Source organism: Tessaracoccus yangjingae, from assembly GCF_054483935.1.
This window is the reverse complement of the sequence record NZ_CM137014.1, coordinates 3,044,492-3,067,077: the sequence shown is the minus strand read 5'-3', so window position 1 is coordinate 3,067,077 and position 22,586 is coordinate 3,044,492. Positions and strand designations below refer to the sequence as shown.

At 68.9% G+C, this 22,586-nt stretch carries 19 protein-coding genes and 2 pseudogenes; 9 read left to right on the top strand and 12 right to left on the bottom strand.

Annotation, left to right across the window (positions count from 1 at the left end; all coding sequences use genetic code 11):
- Nucleotides 1-70: 70 nt before the first annotated feature.
- A complete protein-coding gene (locus ACX1D3_RS13835; RefSeq protein WP_458994399.1) occupies nucleotides 71-1,441 on the bottom strand; it encodes an HNH endonuclease signature motif containing protein in 1,371 nt (456 codons plus the stop codon).
- 240 nt (nucleotides 1,442-1,681) lie between these two features.
- Between ACX1D3_RS13835 and ACX1D3_RS13830 the strand changes: the two are divergent.
- Nucleotides 1,682-2,296: pseudogene (locus tag ACX1D3_RS13830) on the top strand (S8 family serine peptidase); the annotation flags it as partial.
- A 106-nt stretch (nucleotides 2,297-2,402) separates the two neighbouring features.
- Here the strand turns inward: ACX1D3_RS13830 and ACX1D3_RS13825 are convergent.
- The 3 genes from ACX1D3_RS13825 to ACX1D3_RS13815 all read right to left on the bottom strand — a co-directional run bounded on the left by ACX1D3_RS13825 (nucleotide 2,403) and on the right by ACX1D3_RS13815 (nucleotide 5,722).
- The gene (locus ACX1D3_RS13825; protein ID WP_458994398.1) at nucleotides 2,403-3,515 is read right to left on the bottom strand and encodes a dTDP-4-dehydrorhamnose 3,5-epimerase family protein; all 1,113 of its coding nucleotides are present in this window, start codon (nucleotides 3,513-3,515) and stop codon (nucleotides 2,403-2,405) included.
- A gap of 157 nt (nucleotides 3,516-3,672) precedes the next feature.
- Nucleotides 3,673-4,917, bottom strand: coding sequence for a S8 family serine peptidase (locus tag ACX1D3_RS13820; protein WP_458994397.1), 1,245 nt, complete (start codon nucleotides 4,915-4,917; stop codon nucleotides 3,673-3,675).
- 22 nt (nucleotides 4,918-4,939) lie between these two features.
- Entirely contained in the window at nucleotides 4,940-5,722 is a 783-nt protein-coding gene (locus ACX1D3_RS13815; RefSeq protein ID WP_458994396.1) for a hypothetical protein, read from the bottom strand.
- Between the two features lie 135 nt (nucleotides 5,723-5,857).
- Between ACX1D3_RS13815 and ACX1D3_RS13810 the strand changes: the two genes are divergently transcribed.
- Nucleotides 5,858-6,922, top strand: a complete 1,065-nt coding sequence (locus ACX1D3_RS13810; protein ID WP_458994395.1) for a winged helix-turn-helix domain-containing protein — start codon at nucleotides 5,858-5,860, stop codon at nucleotides 6,920-6,922.
- Between the two features lie 284 nt (nucleotides 6,923-7,206).
- Here ACX1D3_RS13810 and ACX1D3_RS13805 read toward each other — a convergent pair whose 3' ends face one another.
- On the bottom strand, nucleotides 7,207-8,652 hold the full coding sequence (locus ACX1D3_RS13805; RefSeq protein ID WP_458994394.1) for an HNH endonuclease signature motif containing protein: 1,446 nt from the start codon (nucleotides 8,650-8,652) through the stop codon (nucleotides 7,207-7,209).
- 141 nt (nucleotides 8,653-8,793) lie between these two features.
- Nucleotides 8,794-9,369 carry a DUF3376 domain-containing protein gene (locus tag ACX1D3_RS13800; protein WP_458994393.1) on the bottom strand — a complete coding sequence of 192 codons (576 nt, stop codon included), beginning with the start codon at nucleotides 9,367-9,369 and terminating at the stop codon, nucleotides 8,794-8,796.
- 75 nt (nucleotides 9,370-9,444) lie between these two features.
- Between ACX1D3_RS13800 and ACX1D3_RS13795 the strand changes: the two genes are divergently transcribed.
- Complete coding sequence (locus ACX1D3_RS13795; RefSeq protein WP_458994392.1) at nucleotides 9,445-9,768, top strand: hypothetical protein; 324 nt, start codon at nucleotides 9,445-9,447, stop codon at nucleotides 9,766-9,768.
- A gap of 234 nt (nucleotides 9,769-10,002) precedes the next feature.
- Here the strand turns inward: ACX1D3_RS13795 and ACX1D3_RS13790 are convergent, their stop codons facing one another.
- On the bottom strand, nucleotides 10,003-10,617 hold the full coding sequence (locus tag ACX1D3_RS13790) for a hypothetical protein (RefSeq protein WP_458994391.1): 615 nt from the start codon (nucleotides 10,615-10,617) through the stop codon (nucleotides 10,003-10,005).
- A 273-nt stretch (nucleotides 10,618-10,890) separates the two neighbouring features.
- On the opposite strand from ACX1D3_RS13790, the gene ACX1D3_RS13785 reads away from it, so the two are divergent.
- Nucleotides 10,891-12,510: a hypothetical protein gene (locus ACX1D3_RS13785; protein ID WP_458994390.1), complete on the top strand. Its 1,620-nt coding sequence runs from the start codon at nucleotides 10,891-10,893 to the stop codon at nucleotides 12,508-12,510.
- A 140-nt stretch (nucleotides 12,511-12,650) separates the two neighbouring features.
- Here the strand turns inward: ACX1D3_RS13785 and ACX1D3_RS13780 are convergent, their stop codons facing one another.
- The 4 genes and pseudogenes from ACX1D3_RS13780 to ACX1D3_RS13765 form a co-directional block, all read right to left on the bottom strand.
- Nucleotides 12,651-13,475, bottom strand: coding sequence for a glycosyltransferase (locus tag ACX1D3_RS13780; protein WP_458994389.1), 825 nt, complete (start codon nucleotides 13,473-13,475; stop codon nucleotides 12,651-12,653).
- A gap of 55 nt (nucleotides 13,476-13,530) precedes the next feature.
- Nucleotides 13,531-13,848 carry an endonuclease/exonuclease/phosphatase family protein gene (locus ACX1D3_RS13775; protein WP_458994388.1) on the bottom strand — a complete coding sequence of 106 codons (318 nt, stop codon included), beginning with the start codon at nucleotides 13,846-13,848 and terminating at the stop codon, nucleotides 13,531-13,533.
- A complete protein-coding gene (locus ACX1D3_RS13770) occupies nucleotides 13,845-15,092 on the bottom strand; it encodes an SDR family NAD(P)-dependent oxidoreductase (RefSeq protein ID WP_458994387.1) in 1,248 nt (415 codons plus the stop codon). The genes ACX1D3_RS13775 and ACX1D3_RS13770 overlap by 4 nt, the downstream gene beginning before the upstream one ends.
- A 280-nt stretch (nucleotides 15,093-15,372) precedes the next feature.
- Nucleotides 15,373-15,594, bottom strand: a pseudogene (locus ACX1D3_RS13765) (sunset domain-containing protein); the annotation flags it as partial.
- Nucleotides 15,595-15,667: 73 nt separating this feature from the next.
- Here ACX1D3_RS13765 and ACX1D3_RS13760 point away from each other — a divergent pair.
- Entirely contained in the window at nucleotides 15,668-16,918 is a 1,251-nt protein-coding gene (locus ACX1D3_RS13760) for an ATP-binding protein (RefSeq protein ID WP_458994386.1), read from the top strand.
- Nucleotides 16,919-17,241: 323 nt separating this feature from the next.
- On the opposite strand, the gene ACX1D3_RS13755 is transcribed toward ACX1D3_RS13760, so the two are convergent.
- Entirely contained in the window at nucleotides 17,242-18,198 is a 957-nt protein-coding gene (locus tag ACX1D3_RS13755; RefSeq protein WP_458994385.1) for a sunset domain-containing protein, read from the bottom strand.
- A 391-nt stretch (nucleotides 18,199-18,589) separates the two neighbouring features.
- On the opposite strand from ACX1D3_RS13755, the gene ACX1D3_RS13750 reads away from it, so the two are divergent.
- From ACX1D3_RS13750 to ACX1D3_RS13735, 4 genes are all read left to right on the top strand, one after another.
- On the top strand, nucleotides 18,590-20,014 hold the full coding sequence (locus ACX1D3_RS13750) for a MauE/DoxX family redox-associated membrane protein (protein ID WP_458994384.1): 1,425 nt from the start codon (nucleotides 18,590-18,592) through the stop codon (nucleotides 20,012-20,014).
- Between the two features lie 59 nt (nucleotides 20,015-20,073).
- Nucleotides 20,074-20,583 carry a peptidylprolyl isomerase gene (locus ACX1D3_RS13745; RefSeq protein WP_458994383.1) on the top strand — a complete coding sequence of 170 codons (510 nt, stop codon included), beginning with the start codon at nucleotides 20,074-20,076 and terminating at the stop codon, nucleotides 20,581-20,583.
- Nucleotides 20,584-21,046: 463 nt separating this feature from the next.
- The gene (locus ACX1D3_RS13740; RefSeq protein ID WP_458994382.1) at nucleotides 21,047-21,187 is read left to right on the top strand and encodes a hypothetical protein; all 141 of its coding nucleotides are present in this window, start codon (nucleotides 21,047-21,049) and stop codon (nucleotides 21,185-21,187) included.
- A gap of 111 nt (nucleotides 21,188-21,298) precedes the next feature.
- Complete coding sequence (locus tag ACX1D3_RS13735) at nucleotides 21,299-22,534, top strand: IS256 family transposase (RefSeq protein ID WP_458993609.1); 1,236 nt, start codon at nucleotides 21,299-21,301, stop codon at nucleotides 22,532-22,534.
- The last annotated feature ends 52 nt before the right edge of the window (nucleotides 22,535-22,586 follow it).

Genomic DNA, 22,586 nt, shown 5'->3' with positions numbered 1-22,586 from the left:
TCGCCCCCCACCGCGAGAGCGCACACTCGTCCCCCGACAAGGGCAGTCAGGCGTTCCAGAGGTCCGGGCGCTAGAACTTCCTCCGGGCGGGGCGCCCTCGGTGGTGGGAGAGGTAGAGCTGCATCCGTCTCGTCGGTGCGATGACCGGTTTCCGGGTGACCGGGTCGAAGGTGATGGTCCATTGGTCCGCGGTGTCGTTGAAGCGTTGCGGCTCGACCACCGCGTGGTGGTGTGCGCAGAGGAGGACCATATTTCCCAGCGACGTGGGCCCGTCGAGGTACCACGGAACCACGTGGTGCGCTTCGCAGGCGATGGCCGGGGCGGTGCAGTTAGGGAAGATGCACCCGCCGTCGCGGATGGTGAGCGCCTTACGGAGGCCGGGGGTGACGAGCCGCTCGGTGAGCCCGACGTCCAGCACCTCGGACCTGCCGCCGAGCACCACGGGGGTGAGGTCTGCGTCGCAGCAGAGCCTGCGCAGGTCCCCGGGCGCGACCACCGCACCGGAGGCCAACACGCCCGCGGCCTCGGCGCGCTCGCGCAGGTCTGACTCCTGGATGGTGACGACGATCCGCGGCCGGTCTCCGGCCACCGTCGGCGCCCCGCGATGCTGGGAGGCCATCACCGTGAACGCATCCGCCCGGCGCTGCTCGGGGGTGCGGCCCTGGTCCGCGGCCACGTGGTCCCGCAGCATCTGCGGGCCGGGGCGCGCCGCCCGGACATCGGCGAGCCGATCCCGCGCCGCCCGTCGGTCCGCCTGCACGTAGGCCTCGACGGTGGCGATCAGCGGCGCCGCGTCCACGGCCGGCAGGGATCCGCGGAACCACACCGAGCCGTCGCCGTCGTCTCCGTAGCTGAACGACCGCTTCGCCTTCGCCCGCCGTGCCTGCGCCTCCACGTCTGCCACGCGCTGCTCCGGGGTGGGCACCTGCTCCGGCGCGACCTCCGCCAGCACCATCGGCGCCAGCTTCGACAACTCCCGCGGGGTGGTGCTCCCGGCCCTGCCGAGAAACACCTCCTCCGCCCGCTGCAGCTGCTCGGGGCTCAAGGTGGCCGGCAGCTGCGCCATGCCCTTCGTCATGGCGACGGCGTGCGCGGGGGAGACCTCACCATCGAGCGCCGCCTTGGTGACCTGGGGGTGGGTGGTCATGTCCCGCGCCTGGAACACCTGCGCGGCAGCCTCCTTGGCATCGCGCTGCTCACTCACCGCCAGGAAGGACGTCAAGGGGGTGCCGGCCGCCCTCATGGAGGCCTGCGCCCGGTTGGCCTCGTCGGTCAACACATGGGCCAGCGACTCGAGCCGCTCCGACAGCCTCCGCGCCCGCTGCATCAACCGAAGCCTGGCCGGCGCATCGAGCGCCGCCCGTTCCGCGTGATCCACCAGCGACAGCGTGGATTCCAGCGCGCTGAGCGCCTGATCCGTGGTGAGCCGCCGCTGGTGCATGCCCCCATTTTAATCGAACATCAGTACCACCCCAAGGCCTCAAGGCAACCGTTACCCAATCGTGATAATCGACCACCCGTGCGCGAGTCGGGGGAAGGAGGCGGGCCACGGCACTCCGCCAACAGCCCACCAACGAGCCCACACGCGGTCCCAGGCGACCACCCAAAGGCGAAGGGCACCGCACAATCCCCCCACACGGCCCCCACCGTGACATGCTCCCCATGAGTGGAGGGAGAGCTCATGTCGGAGGACCACCCCTGGCCGGTGAGCGACGTGGCCGAACTCGAGGCCGGCGTCGACGTCGCCGCCCAGATGCTCCAGCGCTACAACCCCGCCCTCGACACCTGGGACCTCCCCAAGACCGGCGAGTTCTGGGACGCCGTCGCCGATGCCCACCGCGACACCCACACCGGCCGCGACACCACCGTCGCCGTCATCGACGGAGGCTTCGACACCACCATCCCGGCGCTCTCCAGCTTCCCCGTCGACGGCGACGACCCCGGCCGCACCGCGCACGGCTCCGTCGTGGCGCTGCTTGTCAGGCAGGTGGCTCCGGAGGCCCAGCTCAGGCTGTTCACCGTCACCCGCGACGGCGCGGTGGACCCGGACCTCGTCGCCTCAGCGATCCGCCGCGCAACGGCCGACGGCGCCCACGTCATCAACCTCAGCCTCGGCTGGAAGGTCGAGCTGCCGGAGGAGGTGCTGCGCGACGTGTCGCCGTCGCAGGTGGTGGGCTGGCGCAGGCACCTCCGCCTCCCGTCGCATCCCGTGAGCGACGCCGTCGCCGAAGCCCGCGCACAGGGCGTCACCGTGGTCGCGGCCTGCGGCAACAAGGCCACCTCCGTCCTCATCCCGGCCGTCACCGACGACGCCGGTCTCCGCTGGTTGAGCCCGCCGCGGCGCGAAGCGCCCGCTGCGGTGTCGAAACCTCTCGCGCCCGGTGCAGCGACCCGACCCGCCCCTACCCCCGCGACAGCGCCGCGACGATCACCCCGACATACTCATCGATCTGCCCTGCCGCGACCCTCGCAGCTTCCGCCCCGCGTCGGTAGGGGTCCGCGACCTCGTCGCCGTCCTGCACGGTGCGGTTGTTCCACAGGTGGTCGGTGACCCCCCGCCGCGACACTTCAGCGGGCAGGTCCCGTAACACCCGGGCGGCGTGGCCGATGACGTAGACCTTGCGGCCCATGGCGGGCCATTCGTCGAGGATGTATCGACGGTGTTCGCCGGCCATGGTGAGGATCAGGTCTGCTTCCTCCACCATGCGGCGGGTCAGTTGCCTGGCGCGGTGCGCGTCCCCGGCCCCGGGCACGGCGAGCTGGTCGCCCATCGGGGGGTCGATGCCCATGCCGACGAGCGCTCTCACCCCCGCCGAGCTGAACTCCAACCCCTCCGGGGCGGCGGCGTTGGCGGCGGCGTCGGCGTAGGCGGAGCGGCAGATGTTGGCGGTGCAGACGAACAGCACCCGGTACGGCCGCGTCTCCTCGGGGTCCAACCCCTCCGGTTCGACGATGCCGCGCCTCGGCGCATCAGTCCAGGTGCCCCCGAGTGGGGGATTGGCGGCGTCGGCGTCGGAGACGATGGCCTGCCCGCGGGGGATTGGCCAGTCGATGGCCAGGGTGCGGTCGAAGAGGTCGACGGTGACGTAGCGGCTGCGCGCCTCGGGGGTCCAGTGCTGGTCGAGGAGGGTGAGCAGCGTGGTGTGGTCCTCGAGGACCTGGTGGGCGTTGGCGACGCCGCGGGGGATGAACACGGCCTGCCCGCGCTCCAGCTCGGCGGTGGCGGTGCGGCCGTAGCCGGGGCCGGGGCGCAGGTCCACCCAGGCGCCCATGACGCGACCCTCGACGACGGCGGTCAGCCGGTCCCACGGCTCGGCGTAGAAGCCGGCGGTGACGCCGCGACGGTTGATGTGGCGGGCGTTGAGCTGCACGGGGGTGAACCCGGTGACGCCGTGCTCGGCCAGGCGGCCGGCGTGCCAGCCCTCGAGGAACCAGCCCTGCTGGTCCTCCTCGACGCGCAGGTTCAGCGTGACGAGCCCCGGGATGCCGGTCTCCTGGACGTAGCCCTGTTCCATCCCACCTCCGACGTCGACGGTCCGCCTATCCACAGGAGCCTAGTCGCTGCCCAGTGAGGGACCGCATGCTCCCGACATGGCGAGGGCCATCAGTCTGCCCCTCACGCCGGACCAGCCGTCGGAGCCATCCCTCACCCACATGGGAACAGGAGCGGTCTCATCCCCGAGGGTCCAGACCCGGCGGGCGGACGGTGGCTCCCATCCACTCTCGTCGGAAGTCGAAGCCATAGATCAGCCGCGTGGCGATCGTCAGCTCGTACAGTGCCGGCAGTGTTGCGGGGTCGGCCATGGTGCGGTCGAACACCTCGTCGTCGGGCAGCGCCTGACCGGCGAGCCTGAACAGCCCACGCCACGTCAGCGACGTCAGCATGGCGAGCAGGCCGGTCATGTTCACCAGACCCGCGCCGCTCTCGTGCGCCGAGCCTGGGCCCGGCCGGGCCGAGTGGAGAAGAAGCGCCGTGATCAGTTCGGTGTTCGGATTGACGCTGAGCCAGAGCTGGTGGCCGAGCAGGGTCCTGATCGCCGCCTCGCAGGAGTCAAGGTCTATCCCGTAGCCGAAGGGGATCATCGGGAGCTGGCGCCTCTGCTCTGGCTCCCAGTCCGGGAAACCCGTGTCCACAAAGCCCATGAGGGTGAGCGGAAGCCCCTGCGTCTCGCCGGTGCGTGCGGCTTTCGTTGCCGCACGCAGCTGCAGAAGGAAGGCCGTGATGAGGGCCACTGCCGTTGCCGCGCGTGGAGCCGCGAAGCTCGACTCGTTGACATCGTCGACGAACAAGTTCGCGCCGTGCGCAACGATGCTCGGACCCGGCCCGCCGGCAGCGCCCACCGATGACGAGCGCGTCAGCGAGGTCCCCTCGTCGTCGATGGTGGCCCCCACTGAGATCACCCAGGGAAGCCGCGCCAGCGGGCTGCGGAGATCGTGGCTGTCGGCGTCGTCGCGGAGCGAACCGAAATTGCCGACGGCTACGAATACGGGACAATGCTTGGACGCCTCGCGGGTTGCCAACGCCAGCACCGAGTCGTCACTGAACGGAGCCCTCGGCGGTAACTGGAGGCTCAGGGAGAGGCTCGTCGGGTAGCCCCGCTCCACCTTCGGAAGTTCCGCGACGTTAACCGTGAGCGTGTCGGCCGCCTTGTCCAGGTATGGGAAGCCCGGGGTGGCCACCCAGTCGCATCCACCTGGCGCCACCTCGAGGAACGCCGCACACTCGAAGAGAAACTGGTCGATGGCCTTGGCGATCCACAGGTCGTCTCGACGGTGGTGGGGGATGGGGACGGCGCCATCCGGTGGCGCGAGCTCCCGCGGACGATCCGCGCGCACGATCACGACGGGAAGAACATGCATGCGTGTGACGTCGCCCTGCTTCAGCAACTCTTCGAGCTCAGGCGAGCGCCGATCCACTCTCCAGACGCGGACGTCGGCGTCAGCCGGCGGCATCCTCGCCCTCGAGCTCGACCGGCTCATCCTCGAAGAGATCGTCGATGCTCTGTGGCTGCGTTCCGTCGGCGGGCGCCACTTCGAGGCCCCACAACCACAACCACTTCTTCCTGATCCGCCGCGCCTTGTAGAGCGGGGTCAGGCCTCGCTCCGCGACGAGTTCGATTCCCACTGAGCGCGACGACTTGACCGTCAGGCCTGCCTCGGCGTCGACCAGTGGCTTGGGGCCCAGCTGGCCTTCTGCCTCCAGCTCGATTTCTCCGCCGCTGTCGGTGGACGTGAGCACCGTTGCCGCATCGACGTCGATCACCTCCGTGATCACCACCCAGTCGTGGTGCCACTCGGGGCCCGAGCCACCCGGCCCCAGCTTCACCAATCGGAGAAGCTCCTGGTCCAACGCGGCAATGTCCTCGATTCGGTGCGATCGCGCCCCCTTGGTCTCGAGCAGAACGGCATCAGCACCGGAGAACTCGACGCGGACACCGGCCTTCGCGTCGCCGACCCACTTGAACTTCTCGTTCAACTCGCCCTCCGCCTTCACATCGACGGCTAGCACGCCTTCCGAGCGGAAGTTGAACTTGTTGTCGGCTGCATCGTCGGCCACCTCCGCGTAGGGGATCCCGCGCAGCTTGAGTGTGGACTGTGGGTCGAAGATTCCTGCTCGGATAACGCCGATGTCGCCGAGCTTCATCCGGACTCCAGGGAACCACGTCGCCCGGTAGCCGGTGTGGGCGTACAGCGAGCGGACGTACTTCTTGTACAGCGCCATGGTTGATCTCCCCCTTCGATCAGTTCCATATAGCCCCACGTCGTGGGGCGGTGGATGAGGCGAACCTAGAGTGCTCGGCGCAGTTGTCAATGGTTCTCGGATCACGCTGGGGCTGGGAGCAACAGCAATTGTGGCGTGGTCACCCAATGGGCACGGAGGCGAACTCCGGCTGAGGCCCAAGTCGAACACCCGACACTCAGACCAGAGTTCGAACCATGTCACGCGCCCCGCCCACCTCTGGGTTCTGAGTCCTCAGAGACTCCGCATGTCAGCTCGTGTCTGCCGCTCGCTCGCGAACCGTACGGGACTTTCCGCCCGAAGCGCGGCGGCTTCGAGAAGTGGGCCTCCGAGCACCGGCCCCTCATCGACGACGTCCTGGCCGAGTTCACCGACCGCGGCCCGCTCCGCATCCGTGACCTCGACCACCCGCAGAACGTCTCCCTCGGCGGCGGCTGGTGGAACAAGAACGACGTCCACTGGGCCGCGCAGTACCTCTTCCACACCGGCTACCTCGTCACCGTCGGCCGTCAACGCTTCGAACGCATCCTCGCCCCCGCCACGGCTGTCCTCCCGCCCCAGACCCTCGTTCCGATGCCCAAGGAGGAGGCCGTCCGCGAGCTCGTCCGGCGCGCCGCCGTCGCGCAGGGGGTCGCCACCCTCGACGACCTGGCCGACTACCCCCGCCTCAAGACCCCCGTCGCCCGCCTCGCCGTCGAACAACTCGTGGCCGACGGCGTACTCGAGCCCGTGACCGTCGACGGCTGGGCGAAGGAGGCGTGGATGCCCGCCGGGCAGCGCGTCCCCAGGAGGATCGAGACGGCGGCGCTGCTCAGCCCGTTCGACCCGCTGGTCTGGTTCCGCCCCCGCGCGGAGCGGCTGTTCGACTTCCACTACCGCATCTCCATCTACACGCCCAAGGAGCAGCGCGAGCACGGCTACTACGTGCTGCCGGTGCTGATCGACGACGAGATCGCAGCCCGCGTGGACCTCAAGAGCGACCGCAGGGCCGGCGTCCTGCGCGTCCAGCACGCGCACATCGAGCCCGCCCACCAGGGAAGCATCGACGAGGTGGCGACGCGCGTGGCCCCGCTCCTGACCGAGGCCGCCGGGTGGCAGGGCCTGTCCGCCGTCTCCGTCGAAGGCCCCGGCACCCTCGCACGCTCCCTCTCCCGAGCCCTGGCGTCCGGTGATCAGCGTTGAGCTGACGAAGGTCTTCAATGCGACGACTGCGCTCGGCGACACGCGCCCCGATCCCGCGGCAGTTGTTGCTGCGTGCCCCTCGGCTACCCCCTATCGAATAACCGCCGGCTCAGGCGCTCGATGCGCTGGCGGGGAGCCTGTTAGCTGTGAGCCCTCAGAGAATCCGCTTGTCAGCTCACCTTTCTGAGGCTTCGAGCCGCTGCTCGGCACCTCAGCCAGCGGAGCGGCCGCTGGCTCGAGAGCTGTCTGGGACGTTGGTTGATGGGGTAGGTCAGGGCGCGGGCTTACCGGCGGCGCTGGTCATCGGTGATCTCGACCCCGGTATCGCCCGGGTGATGCTCACGGGCGCGCTCGTCGCCGAGCCCCGGAACCCGGTCGGGTCGTCGTTGTCTTGCGTGGAGGTAGAGCTGCATCCGCGTCGTCGGCGTGATGACCGGTTTGCGGGTGACTGGGTGGAAGGTGATGGTCCATTGGTCTGCGGTGTCGTTGAAGCGTTGGGGTTCGATAACGGCGTGGTGGTGGGCGCAGAGGAGGACCATGTTTCCCAGCGATGTTGGCCCGTCGAGGTACCAGGGGATCACATGGTGGGCTTCGCAGGCGATGGCGGGGGTGGTGCAGTTGGGGAAGATGCAGCCACGGTCGCGGATGGTGAGTGCTTTGTGGAGTGCGGGGGTGACGAGCCGTTTGGTGAGTCCGAGGTCGAGTACCTCAGACTTCCCGCCGAGGACGACGGGGGTGAGGTCTGCGTCGCAGCAGAGGCGGCGCAGGTCTCCGGGTGCCACCACGGCGCCCGTGGCCAACACGCCCACGGCTTCCGCCCGTTCCCGCAGGTCTGACTCTTGGATGGTGACGACGATCCGGGGCCGGTCTCCGGCGACTCTCGGGGTTCCGCGGAGCGTGGAGACCATGACGGTGAGTGCGTCGGCGCGGCGCTGCTCGGGGGTGCGGCCTTGGTCGGCGGTGGCGTGGTCTCGGAGCATCTGCGGGCCGGGGCGCAGCGCCCGGACGTCGGCCAGCCGGTCCTTGGCGGCGCGTCGGTCCGCTTGGACGTAGGCCTCGACGGTGGCGATTAGCGGCGCGGCGTCGAGGGCGGGCAGGGATCCGCGGAACCATACCGAGCCGTCGCCGTCGTCGCCGTAGGAGAAGGACCGCTTGGCCTTCGCTCGGCGCGCCTGCGCCTCCACGTCTGCTACACGCTGCTCCGGGGTGGGTACCTGCTCGGGTGCGATCTCCGCCAGCACGAGCGGCGCAAGCTTCGACAGCTCTCGCGGGGTGGTGGTCCCGGCCCGGCCAAGGAACACCTCTTCGGCGCGTTGCAGCTGCTCGGCGCTCAACCCGCCCGGTAGCTGCGCCATGCCTTTGGTGATGGCCACGGCATGCGCGGGGGACACATCACCGTCGAGGGCTGCCTGCCGGACCTGGGGGTGGGTGGCCATGTCGCGGGCCTGGAACACCTGCGCGGCGGCTTCCTTGGTGTCGCGTTGTTCGCTGACGGCGAGGAAGGACGTCAACGGGGTGCCGGCGGCCCGCATTGATGCCTGGGCCCGGTTGGCTTCGTCGGTGAGCACGTGGGCCAGGGATTCGAGCCGCTCGGACAGCCGTCGGGCGCGTTGCATCAACCGGAGCCTGGACGGGGCGTCGAGCCCATCCCTCTGAGCGTGATCGACCAGTGACAGCGTGGATTCAAGCGTGGTGAGCGCCTGATCCGTGGTGAGCCGCCGCTGATGCATGCCCCCATTTTAATCGAACACGCGTGTCACCCCAAGGGTCCATGGGCAACCGTTACCCAATCGTGATAATCGAACACCCGTACGCCGATCCTGCCGACTGTCTCCACCCACAGGAGCCTGACTAGATCCGATGCTGCATGCTCAGAGTCGACCAGCGGCCCATCTCGCCAACGGTGCCACCGGCTTCAGGAGCACGCGGATCTCCCACCGGGCCACCCGCGGCGCCGAGCCGACAACTGGGTTGCGGCTTGGCATGGCCGCGGCGTCGTCGATCATCCCTTTGAGCTCGGTCTGGCCTGAGTCGCGCGCGGACGCGATCAGCGCCGTCGGCGCCATCGCCAGAACTTCAACGCAACGGTTGTAGACCCCCTCCCGGGTGCTCGAACAGTCGACGAGGATTTCATCGACCTGGGTGTTGATCAGCGGCACCTTCTCATCGTCGGGCACCTCTCCCATGAGCGCGTTCGCCAGCGTGATGGCGCCGTCAAGGCGTCCCCACATCCAGTCCCAGTTCTTGAAGCTGTCCTGGCCGAACGCCCCGAAGTTCATGAACCGGTCGCCGCACAGCTGGGGGTTGGGCCATCCGTCGAGCTTGGACAGGCTCGGACGCGTCTCGAACGGTTCCAGCCACGGGCCCTCGGGTGTTCCCGGGCCGAGGAGGATCAGGTCGAATGGCGGAGCCTTGGGCTGTCCCCAGGAGAGGGCGTGGCTCAGCACCTCGACGGTCAGCCGCGAGGATGTCTGCCCAGGGCCGGTGCCGTCCGCGTGGGTAGTGCGCACCCTGTCGATCTCGTGGGTGGCACCTCCCATCCACACCGCCGCGCTGACGCCGCCGCTCATGACCAGCGCGAGCACGGCTACTACGTGCTGCTGGTGCTGATCGACGACGAGATCGCGGCCCGCGGGGAGCTCAAGAGCGACCGCAAGGCCGGCGTCCTGCGCGTCCAACACGCGCACATCGAACCCGCCTACCAGACGAGGATCGACGACGTGGCGAGGCGAGTGGCCCCGCTCCTGACCGAGGCCGCCAAGTGGCAGGGCCTGTCCGCCGTCTCCGTGGAAGGCGTCGGCACCCTCGCCGCGGCTGGCCAAGCTCCTTTCAGCTGGCTGACTTGAAAGAACTCTCTTGCCTTCACCACGGGGGCCGCCCCGGCCCCGGTCACTGAGGTGCCGCGCAGCGGCCTCGAAGCGTCCTACGAAACGCAACCCCCTCCGCTGGCTGAGGTGCCGCTAAGCGGCCTCGAAGCCTCCGAAACGCAACCCCCTCCGCTGGCTGAGGTGCCGCGAAGCGGCCTCGAAGCCTCCGAAACGTAACCTGTCAGGCCAGCTGTACCTGGGGTGTGATCGGGCTCAGGAGAACATCCAGAAGGCGCCGGCGAGGAACGCCCCGAGAAGCGTGCCGCCGCCGAACCACATCTTGAGGTCCTCCATCGTGAGCGGGGGATTGGGCACTGGCCGGCCGAACGCCTTGAAGAGCTTGGTCTCGCTCGCGGCGATCCGGTTGAGCACGTCCCGCACGGGAGCGCCTCTGGTGCTGCGCTCCTCCAACGCGGTGACGGTGCCCTGATAGCCAGCCTGCACGCCCCTGATGATGAACAGCGCACCGCCGGCCGCCGCGACGGTGAAGAGCGCCCCCACGAACCCGGCCCCCGCCTGGAAGGCTAGAACCACCGCCGGCGTCCCGATGAGCCCCAGGATGGCGCCACCGACGCCGACCAGCGTTGGTATGGCCGTCTGCTTGTCCTTGGCGATTCCCTGAACGAAGGTGTGGGTCTCTGCAGCTGGTGAGGTGTCGCCGGGCATCGTGGACTCGAGAGCGGCGAGGCCCTCGGCCCTGGCGGAGATGATCCGGGCGAACGCGGCCCGCTCTGTGCTGGGGAGTCCTCGGGCCAGGTTGATGGCCTGCTTCCATCCCTCCAGAACCTCAGTGTGAAGCGCGGAGGTGGACTGAGCGGTCGGGCTCATGACGGCCTCCACTGCTTGTGACACGCATCCGACGTCCCTGCGCTACGCAGGGACCCCAACAGAACCTGTGTCGTCCGCTTCATGCTGTTCCTCCCTTGTCCCCCCGGGCACGGGTTGAGGAAAACGTAGAGGAGTGACCGCAGGTGTCAATGGTTTGGGAGGCGCAGGAAGAGCTTGAGCGCCTCAATTGTGGTGCCACCACCCAACCCCGCGGTCCCGGCTCGGCGACACCTGAGGGATACCATCAACTCTCCGGCTCCTGAAGGGAGGGCAATGACCGCTGACCATCCCGGCTACGACCTCCTTCGCGACGGATGGCTCCCCACCCGCGGCCCGGCGCGGCTACTCCTCGCGGCCGCTGTCGTCGTCGGCGTCCTCATCCCGCTCGCCCTCTCGATCATGACCGGCAGCATCTCCATCCCGCACAACGACGCGTGGTCCCACGCCGTGATCGCGCGGACGTTCGCCGAGACCGGTCGCATCGAGCTCGTCGGCTGGAACCGCTCCTCACTGGTGGGGCAGATCGTCGTGCTCGGCCCGCTGGCCGGGTCCGTCGTCGCACAGCACCTGTGGGTCGCCGCGACCGCCGTCGTAGGCCTCCTCGCCACCTTCCGCCTCGTCTCCGCCCGTGGCCCGGAGACCGCCGCTGCCGCCGTCGCGCTCGCGGTGGCCGCCGCCCCACAGTTCGGGCTCCTGGCCACGTCGTTCATGACCGACGTCCCGGCCTACGCGGCCGTCATGGTGGCACTCACCCTCGCCGACACCGCCCTCTCCACCGGCCGCCAGCGAGTACTCGCCCTCTCGCTGGCCGTGGGCCTGTGGGGGGTGACCATTCGTGAGCAGGCCCTCATCGCCCCGGTGGCCGTGGCCGCGACCGCGATCTGGCTGTTCCACGGACCAGCACGCCGAACGGCCGTCGCCCAGGCCACAATCGCGGCCGCGGCCCTGACCGCGTTCGAGCTCTGGCGTCGCGCACTGCCCAACGGTGACTCGCCAAGGCTCCTCTTCAGCCTGGCTGAGACGGCCAACGGGACGATGGGCACGCTCCTCGCGCTGGGCCTATGCGCCGCGCCGCTGGTGCTCAGCTCCCGCCCGAACGGCCGATGGGTGCTGGCCCTGGCCGCCCTGCCTGTGGCCGCTCTCGGCGCTCTTCGGGTCTTCCAGAGCCGCAGTCACGCGATCGCCGGCAACTACGTCACCAACCTCGGCGCCTACCCGGAGGCCTCACCCGCACCGCGGATCATCATGCCGGACGCCCTGTGGTACTCGCTGCTGGCCATCGCGGTGCTGTCGGCGGCGTGTCTGAGCGCCCTCGCGATGGGCTGGGTGCTGAAGCTCAAAGGCCGCGACGGTTCCGCACCGCTGGTGGGGCAGCCGTTGATCGCGCTCACCCTGGCGCTCCTGCTCGGCGGCACCGTGCTCCAGGCCGCGATCGGCCAGTGGGTCTTCGGCCGCTACATGCTGCCCGCCGTGCCGCTGGTGGGGATCCTGCTGATGCGGCACTGGGCCAGGCTCACGGTCCTCGGCTGGTCGGCGCTCGCGCTGAACGCCGGCATGGGCCTGGTGTTCACCTCCGACGCTCTGGCCCGCGACGCCGCCCACTGGCACGCGGCCGAGCAGCTCGTGGCCGGGGGAGCGGACGCCAGCACGGTCAATGCCGGCCTCGAGTGGGTGGGCACGCACGCCGAACTCCCCGCACGCCCGGACCTCCCCGCCCGCGACGCCTCGGTGACGCCGAGGATCATGGGCATGTTCCCGGGGTCGAGGGAGTGTCTCGTGGTGAGCGCCAATCCGTCGCTCCAACTCCCGGTCGTCGACGAGTTCGAGTATCGACGGTGGGCAGTGGCAGGCGACGGCGTGCTGTACGTCTACCGGCAGGATCCTTGCTCCTGAGGCCATCCGCCTTGGTTACCAGCGGCGTGAACCCACGGCTGCGCACACATGCGCCAGCTTGGCTGCTCCTGCCTACCACTGAGCGCAGGCCATGAGTAGTCAGGTGTGGTGGGTGATGGCAAGGCGTTGAGGCCGGAGAGTCATCCCCACTTCTCACCCAGGTACTGCAGGTCCGCCCCATAGTCTCTCCGGAAGCTCTGGTAGTGCCGGTTGAACTTCGGCTGCGCGTGCAAGCAGTAGAAGCGCTTGTTGTAGACGGTCACCAGCACGCCGTAGGCGCGGGTGAAGAAGTCGTTGTGATCCACGCGCTTGAGCCGATCGTCCCACCGCACCAGACGGAGCCGGTCGGTGCGGGCGATGAAGAACTGGGGCACCTTGTAGAGCACCGGCAGCCCGTCGATGATCGTGCCTGCGGGGTGAACGGGGTGACCGTGGTAGGCGAAGAGCTTGGCTTGGGAGTAGTCAGGGGCCTGCCAGAGGGGGAGGTTGATGACAAGACCTCCTACCAAATCAACCGCGGCATTGCGGCGGAGGTAATCGACCACGCGGTTCAGGTCGAGTTCGGGGGTGAAGACGAAGTCGTCGTCGACCGACATCACGAACTCGGTGTCCACCTTCTCAAGCGCCGCGTTCCTTCCGGCAGCCACGCCCGAGTCGAACGGGAGGGTGACCGGGACCACGCCGGGCACGTCCCAGGTCAGAGGAGTCGAGGAGTCGTCAGCGATGACGATCGGGCCGTCGAACACCCTGCGCAGTGTCAACACCATGCGCCTCGCGTTGGCGGGGCGTTCGAAGGTCTTCCCTATGACGGTCAGATCCGGCACCGACGTGACCGGTTTGCGGGCGAGTCGGGACAAGGCGGTGGCTCCGGCGATCTCCACCTCTGACGCCGCGGTGTAGCCCCATCGCAGGGGTGCGCCGAGAGTGCCGTGGGCGATTTTCAGGAGGCGGGCCGGTTCCAACACGAGCACAGCCTAAACGGTGGGTTGCGCTGTTCCGCGACGCTTCAGCGACGTTGACTCACTCCGCCACACCCAACTCCACGAACAGCGCCCGGTGCGCCTGTCCCGGCACTGACTCCGTCCATGCCGACGAGGCCACCAGGCCAGGTGAAATGAGCACATGGTCCAGGGCGACCACCGGCGGGACAACGCTGTCGTCCGGGAAGGTGGGGAGCCAGCCGAGCCCGAATCCAACGACGGCGTCGCGCAGGCCTGTCACAGCAGCGAGCCGGCGCATGGGCTCGTGTTCGACGACCGCGTTGAAGTCGCCCACGGCCACCACGGGCCGCCCGAATTGTGTCGGAGCATCCTCGATCAGATCGTCGAAGGCCTTCAACCAGTGGCTGAGCCCAGCGGTCGGCGTAGGTTGGTCTTCCAGCCCTCGTCGGGGTAGCGCTCGAGCATTGGCAGGTGCTTGAGCGCAGCCGCGTGGAACACCACATCGGGCTTGTGGTGGGCGAAGATCGCGCAGAGGGCTTCCTCGTCGCGGATGTCACACAGCACCATGTCGTCGGTGTCGAGCAGGCCGTTGCCGTAGATGTCGAGCTGAACGCTGTGGAGGGCGGACTCGTCACGGTCGAGGAGGACTAGCTTGGAGGGGCCCAGCTTGTGGAGTTGACGGGCGAGTTCGGAGCCGATTGAGCCACCCGCGCCCGTGATTAGCACCACTCTGCCGGTGAGGTAGTCGGCGATCGCGGTGAGGTCGGTCTTGATCGGCCGTCGGCCGAGGAGGTCCTCGACACTGAACTGGCGAAGCGCCGAAAGGGAGATCTGGCCCTCGATCATCTCCCGGACCGGGGGAATGACCACCAGTTCGAGGCCGTGCGCCTTGCACTGGTCGGACACCGTCTTGATGAGCTCGGGCGATGCGTTGGAGATGGCGAGGATCACCATGTCGGCGTCACGGTCGCGGGCCACGTCGATGAGGTCCTTGCCGGTGCCCTGCACCCGGTAGCCGCGCACGCGCAGCCAGCGCTTGTCGGGGTCGTCGTCCACGAAGCCCACGATCCGGTAAGGCGGCTCCTCGGCCTTGTCCACCAGCATCGCCACCTGATGGCCGGCCTCGCCGGCGCCGTAGACGATGGTGGCGACTGCGTTGGTGTCGCGGCGCGGCTGGACCGTGGCCAGCGCAATCCGGAATAGCCACCGGCCGGCGGCCATGAAGGTCAGGGCCAGCGGGGGAGCGAGGAGCGCCACGCCGCGGGGGAAGTCGGGCGTCATCACGCTGAGCGCGAGGCCGAGCGGGATCGACGCCATCAGCACCACGGTGCCGATCCAGGTGGCCTCAGAGAACGAGCCAACCCGACTGCGTCCCAGGTACACGTGGGTGAGGAGGCCGAGGGCCGACTGCAGGATGATCGCGGTGGCAGTGTACAGCAGCGCCCAGGTCCACTGCGCCACGTTCAGGGTCAGGTCGTAGCGGATGACCACGAAGACCAGTACCGCCATGATCCACGACACGCCGTCCCACGCCATAAGCATGGCGCGCCGCCAGAACGACGGTAGTTTGATGATCTTGCTTGTGAATACCTGCGTGACCGTGGGTCGTGCAGGAATACCCCCCAGATTTTCCCTGCTCACGGGGACAAAATACTAAACCGGACCCCGATTCTCCTATTTGGGGTTGGGTAGTGAGACTCTCATGAGTTGCCGTCCGCTTCACCCGCGGCGGGTGGTTGGCGGAGGTAAATCGCCTTGTCGCAGTCGGTTTAGAAGGGTCCGGGCTTGGTGATAGGGCGTGGTGCTTCGTCGGTCCTGGGTGATCCGTACAACCTCGTACAGTGACTAAGTTTCGGACAAGAGTTAAGGGCGGCGCCCCCGTTCGGGAGCGCCGCCCCTTGTCAGGTTGGGTTGTGGGTGACTACCGCTGGGCGCGCGTGAAGCCGGCGGCCTTGGCCGCGTCTTCGGAGTTGAACCAGACCTCGGCGATGGTGCGCTCGTACCCGCCGCTGCCGGCGAGATGGTACTTCTTCGAGCGCTCGTTGCCCTTGATGGTGTAGCCCTCCGGGGGCTCGGAGCCCACGTAGGCGCCCTCACCGTTCTCGGCCTCGGGGGCCGCGTCGGCGGCGAACTTGGCGGCCGTGGAGAACGCAAGAGGTAGCCTGAAGCATCTGAAAACAGTAGCGTAGTCGACTTGTCAGAGGTAGGATACGACGGTGCCCTACCTGCAGAGGACTGTTGATCGGGAACTCGACGAGTTGCTCCCGCTTGCGCCGGCGATCGCCCTTGATGGCCCGAAGGGCGTCGGCAAGACCGACACGGCGAAGCGGCGCGCCAGCACGGTGTGGTTCCTCGACGACGCTGCCCAGCGTGAGGTGGCGCAGGCCGACTTCGGGCTCGCCGCGATCCCCGAGGGCACCTTGTTGCTGGATGAATGGCAGAAGCTTCCGCAGGTCTGGGACTCCGTACGGCGGCAGGTGGACGCCGGCGCCCGGCCCGGTCGATTTCTGCTCACAGGGTCGGCGACTCCGGTCGACGCGTCGGGCACGCACAGTGGGGCTGGCCGGATTCTGTCGCTGCGCATGCGTCCCATGGCCCTTCATGAGCGGGGGGCGGTTGTGCCCGCCGTGTCGCTGGAGTCGTTGCTAGGTGGGGGGTCTCCCGAGGTCACTGGTCGCTCCAGCTACACGATTCGCGACTATGCCGAGGCGATCGTCAGTAGCGGGTTTCCCGGAATCATGGGAACCGCCCTCCGCCTGAGGCGAGGCCTGCTGGATGCCTATCTCCAGCGAGTGATCGATCGTGACCTACCTGACCTCGGATTTGAGGTTCGGCGACCCGAGACGCTTCGGCGCTGGTTGACGGCCTATGCGGCGGCCTCCTCGACGACGACCTCCTACTCAAGACTGCTGGACGCCACCACGGGGGGCGATGGAAGCCAGCCTGCGAAGACGACCACGATCGCCTACCGCGATCACCTCACGCGGCTGTGGCTTCTCGACCCGGTGCCTGGCTGGATCCTGGCCAGCAATGAGATCCGCCGCCTGCAGCAGGCGCCCAAGCATCAGCTCGCCGACCCGGCGTTGGCGGCCCGCTTGCTCGCGCTCTCCGCGGATGCGCTGTTGGGTCACGCCGGTGTCCACATGATCGGTCCGCTGTTTGAGTCCTTGGTCACGTTGGGGGTCCGGGTGGCCGCGCAGGCCTGCGATGCCAAGGTGTTCCACTTGCGGACCAACGCAGGGGAGCACGAGATCGACCTGGTGGTCCAGGGCCCGGACGGGCAGGTGCTCGGCATCGAGGTGAAGCTGGCGCACTCGGTCTCCGATGCCGATGTGCGGCATCTCCTGTGGCTGCGTGAGCAGATCCCGGATCGGATCGCAGACCTGGTCATCGTCACTACCGGAACCACCGCCTACCGCCGACGCGACGGCATCGCCGTCATCCCCTTGGCGCTGCTGGGGCCGTGAAGGCGGAACCGCAGGCCCCAGATGCGCTTTCCGGGGCGCGAGTCGGCCGATGCGGACGACGCTCGAAACTGGGGGCTGACCAGCGACGCCCTGCTCGCCCAATCCGCCAGCGGCAACGTGCTCCACGCGGAGGATCTGCTCGATCGACGCCTGGCTTGCCGACACCCCTGCGGCGTGGATGCCCCCCGTCACTTCCCCGAGGCTGGTCGCGGTCGCCGCGAGCGCCCGCACCGAGGCGGACCTACGTGGCGGCGACTGGCTCAGAAACAACAAGGGCGGCGCCCCTGTCGAGGAGCGCCGCCCTTGTCAGTGGCGGATGGGGGTTATCGCTGGGCCCTTGTGAAGCCGGCGGCCTTGGCCGCGTCTTCGGAGTTGAACCACACTTCGGCGATGGTGCGGTCGTAGCCGCCGCTGCCTTCGATGTGGTACTTCTTCGAGCGCTCGTTGCCCTTGATGGTGAAGCCCTCCGGGGGTTCGGAGCCCACGTAGGCGCCCTCACCGTAGGCGGATTCGCTGGCCGCGACACCCGGCTCCTCGACGGGCTCCGGCTCCCCGCCGTCGCCGTAGGGCTCCTCGGCCGCCAGGTCCTCCGGGGCCACGTAGTCGTGGCCGGTGGGCGGGGCGCCCTCGGAGGTCATGTCGGTCTCGGCCTGCACCTCGTCTGCGGGCAGGACCACCTCGTCGACCTCGGGCTCGGGGGTGGCGTCGGAGGCGAACTTGGCGGCGGTGGAGAAGGTGTCGTTGTTGTTGACGTACGCCTTCGACGGCTCGTGCGCCGTCCACCCGTCGTCCTTCGGGGCCAGGAAGTGCCGCACCGCTGCCACGGCGCCCGCGAGGATCGCGGAGATGGCGAGGAACTGGCCGACGCTCTTCCACTTGCTCTTCTTGGGCTTGACCTCGAGCTCGCCCTTCAGAGCGGCGACGGCGGCGGTGCCTCGCTTGCCGGCCTCCACGACAGCCGGATGCTCGGCGGCGGCGTGCAGGGCGTCCTGGAGCTTGGGCAGGAGATCATCCTCCAGCAGCTCGCGGGCGGCTTCGACGGCCGGGTTGACCTTGTCCAGCGCGTCCTTGAGGACGGGCTCCAGATCGTCCAGGCGCTTCGAGGCGAAGTCTGCGGAGCGGACCTTCGCGTCGTGCAGGATGGGGCCGGCCTGGTGGCGGGCCTCGTCGAGCAGGAACTGGGCGCGCTCAATGCCTTCCTTGAGGGCGTGCTGTCCGTACTCGGCGGCGGCGGAAGCGGATTCCGCGGCGGCCTTCTTCAACTCTTGTGACTTCCTCACAAGTACCTCCTTGGTTGTGGCTCGTAATCGAGCAAGTTCCACGCTACCCGGTTGTGGGGTTCATGCAATGGGAGTTTGGGGATTGGGGTTCGCTGCCAGGTGGGGGTGGGGTCGGGTCCATGAACCGGGTGCCAGAGGCTTCGACGCGGTCGGCGGCGCTTCGCGCCCGACCGGCTCACCCAGCGGACATGGGGCGCACACCGTGAGCCGCGAAGAAAGTGGCGCACGGCCGTGAGCCGCGAAGCGGCGCGCGCCGGCGCCACGGCACGGGCACGCGGGGCATGGGCACCGCGGTGGGGTAGGTCTCTGCACCGGGTGCCAGGGGTTTCGACACGGTCACGGCGCTTCGTGCGCGACCGGCTCAACCAACGGAGTAGGCAATAATCGGCGCGTGAGTTATCTGGTGCTGGGGAACCTGACGTGTGCCGTCCTGCTGGCCGTCTCCGGGGTGGCGAAGCTGCGCGCCAAGGAGGAGACCCGTGACGCCTTCTCCGCCCTCCGGCTGCCCGCGTGGCTGGGGCGCTCGCCCGCGCCCGTGCTGCTGCCCTTCGCTGAGCTGCTGCTGGCCGCGGTGCTGGTGCTGGGATCCGGGTGGGTGCTGGTGGCCGGGGCCGCCGCGTCGGTGGCGCTGTTCGCCGCCTACACCGTCGTCATCGCCCGCGCGCTGCGCTTCGAGGAGCCGGTGCGCTGCAACTGCTTCGGGGCGCTGGGCTCGCACGACGTGTCGCAGCGCACCCTGGCCCGCAACCTGCTCATCCTCCTGTTGGCCGTGCTCGGCTTCATGGCCGTGATCGTCGGGGTGGACATCTACAGCCTCGACGGCGGCGGCTGGGGCTGGGTGGCCATGGCCGCGTTGAGCGCCGCCGCGCTGATGCTGTCGCTGGGGCGGGGCCCCGCCGTCGAGGCCGCGGGTGAGGGGCGGCCCCTCGGGTTCGCACCCCGGCTCGCCCTCCGGGAGGTGCCCAGCGAGAAGTCCGTGCGGCTGAGCGCCCTGGCCCACGAGCATCGCGGCGTGGTGCTGCTGTTCGTGATGGCCGGCTGCGGCGGCTGCGAGCGGGTGCTCGCCCAGCTGCCGGAGTGGCTCGCCCAGGTGCCCGGCCGCACCGTCATTCCCGTCCGCCCCTCCGGCCACTCGATAGACGACCCGAAGTGGAAGGAGCTCACCCTCCTCCACGAGGACTACGCCTCCAACGTCGCCAACGCCCTTGTCGGCCCCTACACGCCGGGGGCGGTGGAGCTGGACGCCTCCGGTGCGGTGGTGGGCTCGCCGGCCACGGGCGAGGCGAAGGTGCGCGAGCTCATCCTGCGCCCCGTCCTGGAGGCCCGCGCGGCCGAGGCGGTGGTGGAGGAGCCCGAGGCGCCCGCCGTCGTCGAGGAGGAGGACGACGGCCTGGAGGACTACGTGCGCGCCCCCATCCCCGACGCCGTGCTGCTGCGCCCCGACGGCGAACCCGTCACCCTGCGCCAGCTCGCCTCCCAGCAGGCGCAGCTGCTGGTCACCATCGACTGCCTGTGCGCGCCGGCCCGCGAGGCCATCGCCCGCGTGGAGGAGTTCCAGAGCCGGCTGCCCGTGCTCCAGGTGCGGCTCATGCCGTCGATCCGTCCCTCGGTCCCGGGCACGTTCCCGCCCGAGGTGGAGAGGAACGCCGTCTACGACTACATGGGTCTGGCCGCCAAGGCCCTCGGCGCCACCGGGAAGGCGGCGGCGGTCCTGCTCGGGGCCGACGGCATGATCGCCGGCGGGCCCGTCAGCGGGATCGACGAAGTGGCCCAGTTCGTGGCCGACATCGAGGCCCAGCTCCCGCCGGCCGAGTGACCTCCTTGACCGGCTCTGACACACTGGACCCGACCCCAGAAGGCAACGAAAGGACCCGCGTGAGCACCGCTACGCTCCACACCAACCACGGTGACATCGTCATCGAGCTGTTCCCCGACCATGCGCCGAAGACCGTCGAGAACTTCGTCGGCCTCGCCACCGGCACCAAGGAATACGTCGACCCCGCCACCGGTCAGAAGACCACCGGCAACTTCTACGACGGCCTCACCTTCCACCGCGTCATCGACGGGTTCATGATCCAGGGCGGCTGCCCGCGCGGTGACGGTCGCGGCGGGCCGGGCTACCAGTTCGGCGACGAGTTCCACCCCGAGCTGGCATTCAACAAGCCCTACCTGCTGGCCATGGCCAATGCCGGCCCGGGCACCAACGGCTCGCAGTTCTTCATCACCGTGGGCCCCACCCCGCACCTGAACCGCCGCCACACCATCTTCGGCGAGGTGAAGGATGCCGAGAGCCAGAAGGTGGTCGACTCCATCGCCACCACCAAGACCACGTTCGGCGACAAGCCGGCCGAGGCGGTTGTGATCAACTCGGTGACGGTCGCCTGACCTGACCTGATCGACGAGGGCGCCCGCCGGCTGAAGCCGGCGGGCGCCCTCGCGTTTCGGCCCTGATCGTTGGCTGAGGTGGCGCGTAGCGCGTTCGAAGCCGCCACACCGCTGGCTGAGGTGGCGCGTAGCGCCCTCGAAGCCGCCACACCGCTGGCTGAGGTGGCGCGCAGCGCCCTCGAAGCCTAAGAAACGTGAGCTGACGAGGAACGTTTTGTAGCCTTCGAGGCTCGTCGCTTCGCTCCTCGCGCCTCAGCCAGCGGGGTGGGCTCGTCGCTTCGCTCCTCGCACCTCAGCCCGCCACCGCTGGCTGAGGTGGCGCGTAGCGCCCTCGAAGGCGCCACACCGCTGGCTGAGGTGGCGCGCAGCGCCCTCGAAGCCTAAGAAACGTGAGCTGACAAGCGGTGTTGTGTAAGGCTCGCGGCAGTGCCCCAGTGGGCGGGGGGCTGGCCATAATGAAGGCATGGAGCGACGGGGGCCGCTGGCGGTCTTTCTCGGCGTGACGTTCGGCGTCACTTGGGCGGCGTGGCTGCCGCTGGTGCTGGCCGCGCAGTGGGGCGTCGGCGACCCTCCCGCCTGGCTGCACTGGGTGGGCTCGAGTTAAGTCCCTCATAGTGGTGTAGCCCCGGTGGCCGAGTCGGAAGACGATGGCGCGGTCACCGTGGGATCCTTCGAGTTCACCTCTCACAGCTCTCTCGAAAGGGACATCACCACGATGACCGCTCCACACATTGTCGACCCCGCCCACGTGCTGGGCAACCTGCTCACCCAGGCCTCGCCCGACATGATGCGCACCCTCCTGCAGACCCTGATCAACGCCCTCCTGTCCGCTGACGCCGACCAGGTCTGCGGAGCCGAATGGGGCCAGCCCTCGGCCGACCGGCTCGCGCAACGCAACGGCTACCGCCACCGACCCCTCGACACCCGCGTCGGCACCGTCGACGTCGCCGTCCCGAAACTGCGCACCGGCTCCTACTTCCCCGAATGGCTCCTGGAGCGCCGCAAACGAGCCGAGACCGCCCTGATCACCGTGGTCGCGGACTGCTACCTCGCCGGGGTGTCCACCCGCCGAATGGACAAGCTCGTCAAAACCCTGGGCATCGACGGACTCTCGAAGTCCCAGGTCTCCCGGATGGCCGCCGAGCTCGACCAGCACGTCAACGAGTTCCGCCACCGTCCCCTCGCAGACGCCGGCCCGTTCACGTTCGTCGCCGCCGACGCGCTCACCATGAAGGTCCGCGAAGGCGGCCGGGTGATCAACGCCGTCGTGCTGGTGGCCACCGGCGTCAACGGCGACGGCCACCGCGAGGTCCTCGGCCTGCAGGTCGCCACCTCCGAGACCAAGACAGCCTGGAACACGTTCTTCGCCGACCTGGTCGCCCGCGGCCTAGGCGGGGTGAGGCTCGTCACCAGCGACGCCCACCCTGGTTTGATCGAAGCGATCGCGGCGAACCTGCCCGGCGCCATCTGGCAACGCTGCAGAACCCACTACGCAGCCAACCTCATGTCGGTCACCCCGAAGACGATGTGGCCCGCGGTCAAAGCGATGCTCCACTCGGTCTACGACCAACCCGACGCAGCCTCCGTCGAGGCCCAGTTCGACCGGCTCCTGGACTACACGAGCGACAAACTCCCCGCCGTCGCCGAACACCTCGACGCGGCCCGCGCCGACGTGTTGGCGTTCACCAGCTTCCCGCGCGACGTCTGGACCCAGATCTGGTCCAACAACCCCGCCGAACGCCTCAACAAGGAGATCCGGCGGCGCACCGACGCCGTCGGGATCTTCCCCAACCGCGACGCAATCATCCGCCTCGTCGGAGCCGTCCTGGCCGAGCAAACCGACGAATGGGCCGAAGGACGCCGCTACCTCGGACTCGACATCCTCACCCGCTGCCGCCTCACACCCGTCCCCACCGAGGAGGTGACCGAGCCCCTAGCCCTCACCGCCTAACGAAGGAACCCCGCTACACCACTAGCCGGGACTTGACCTGGGCTCGATCGGG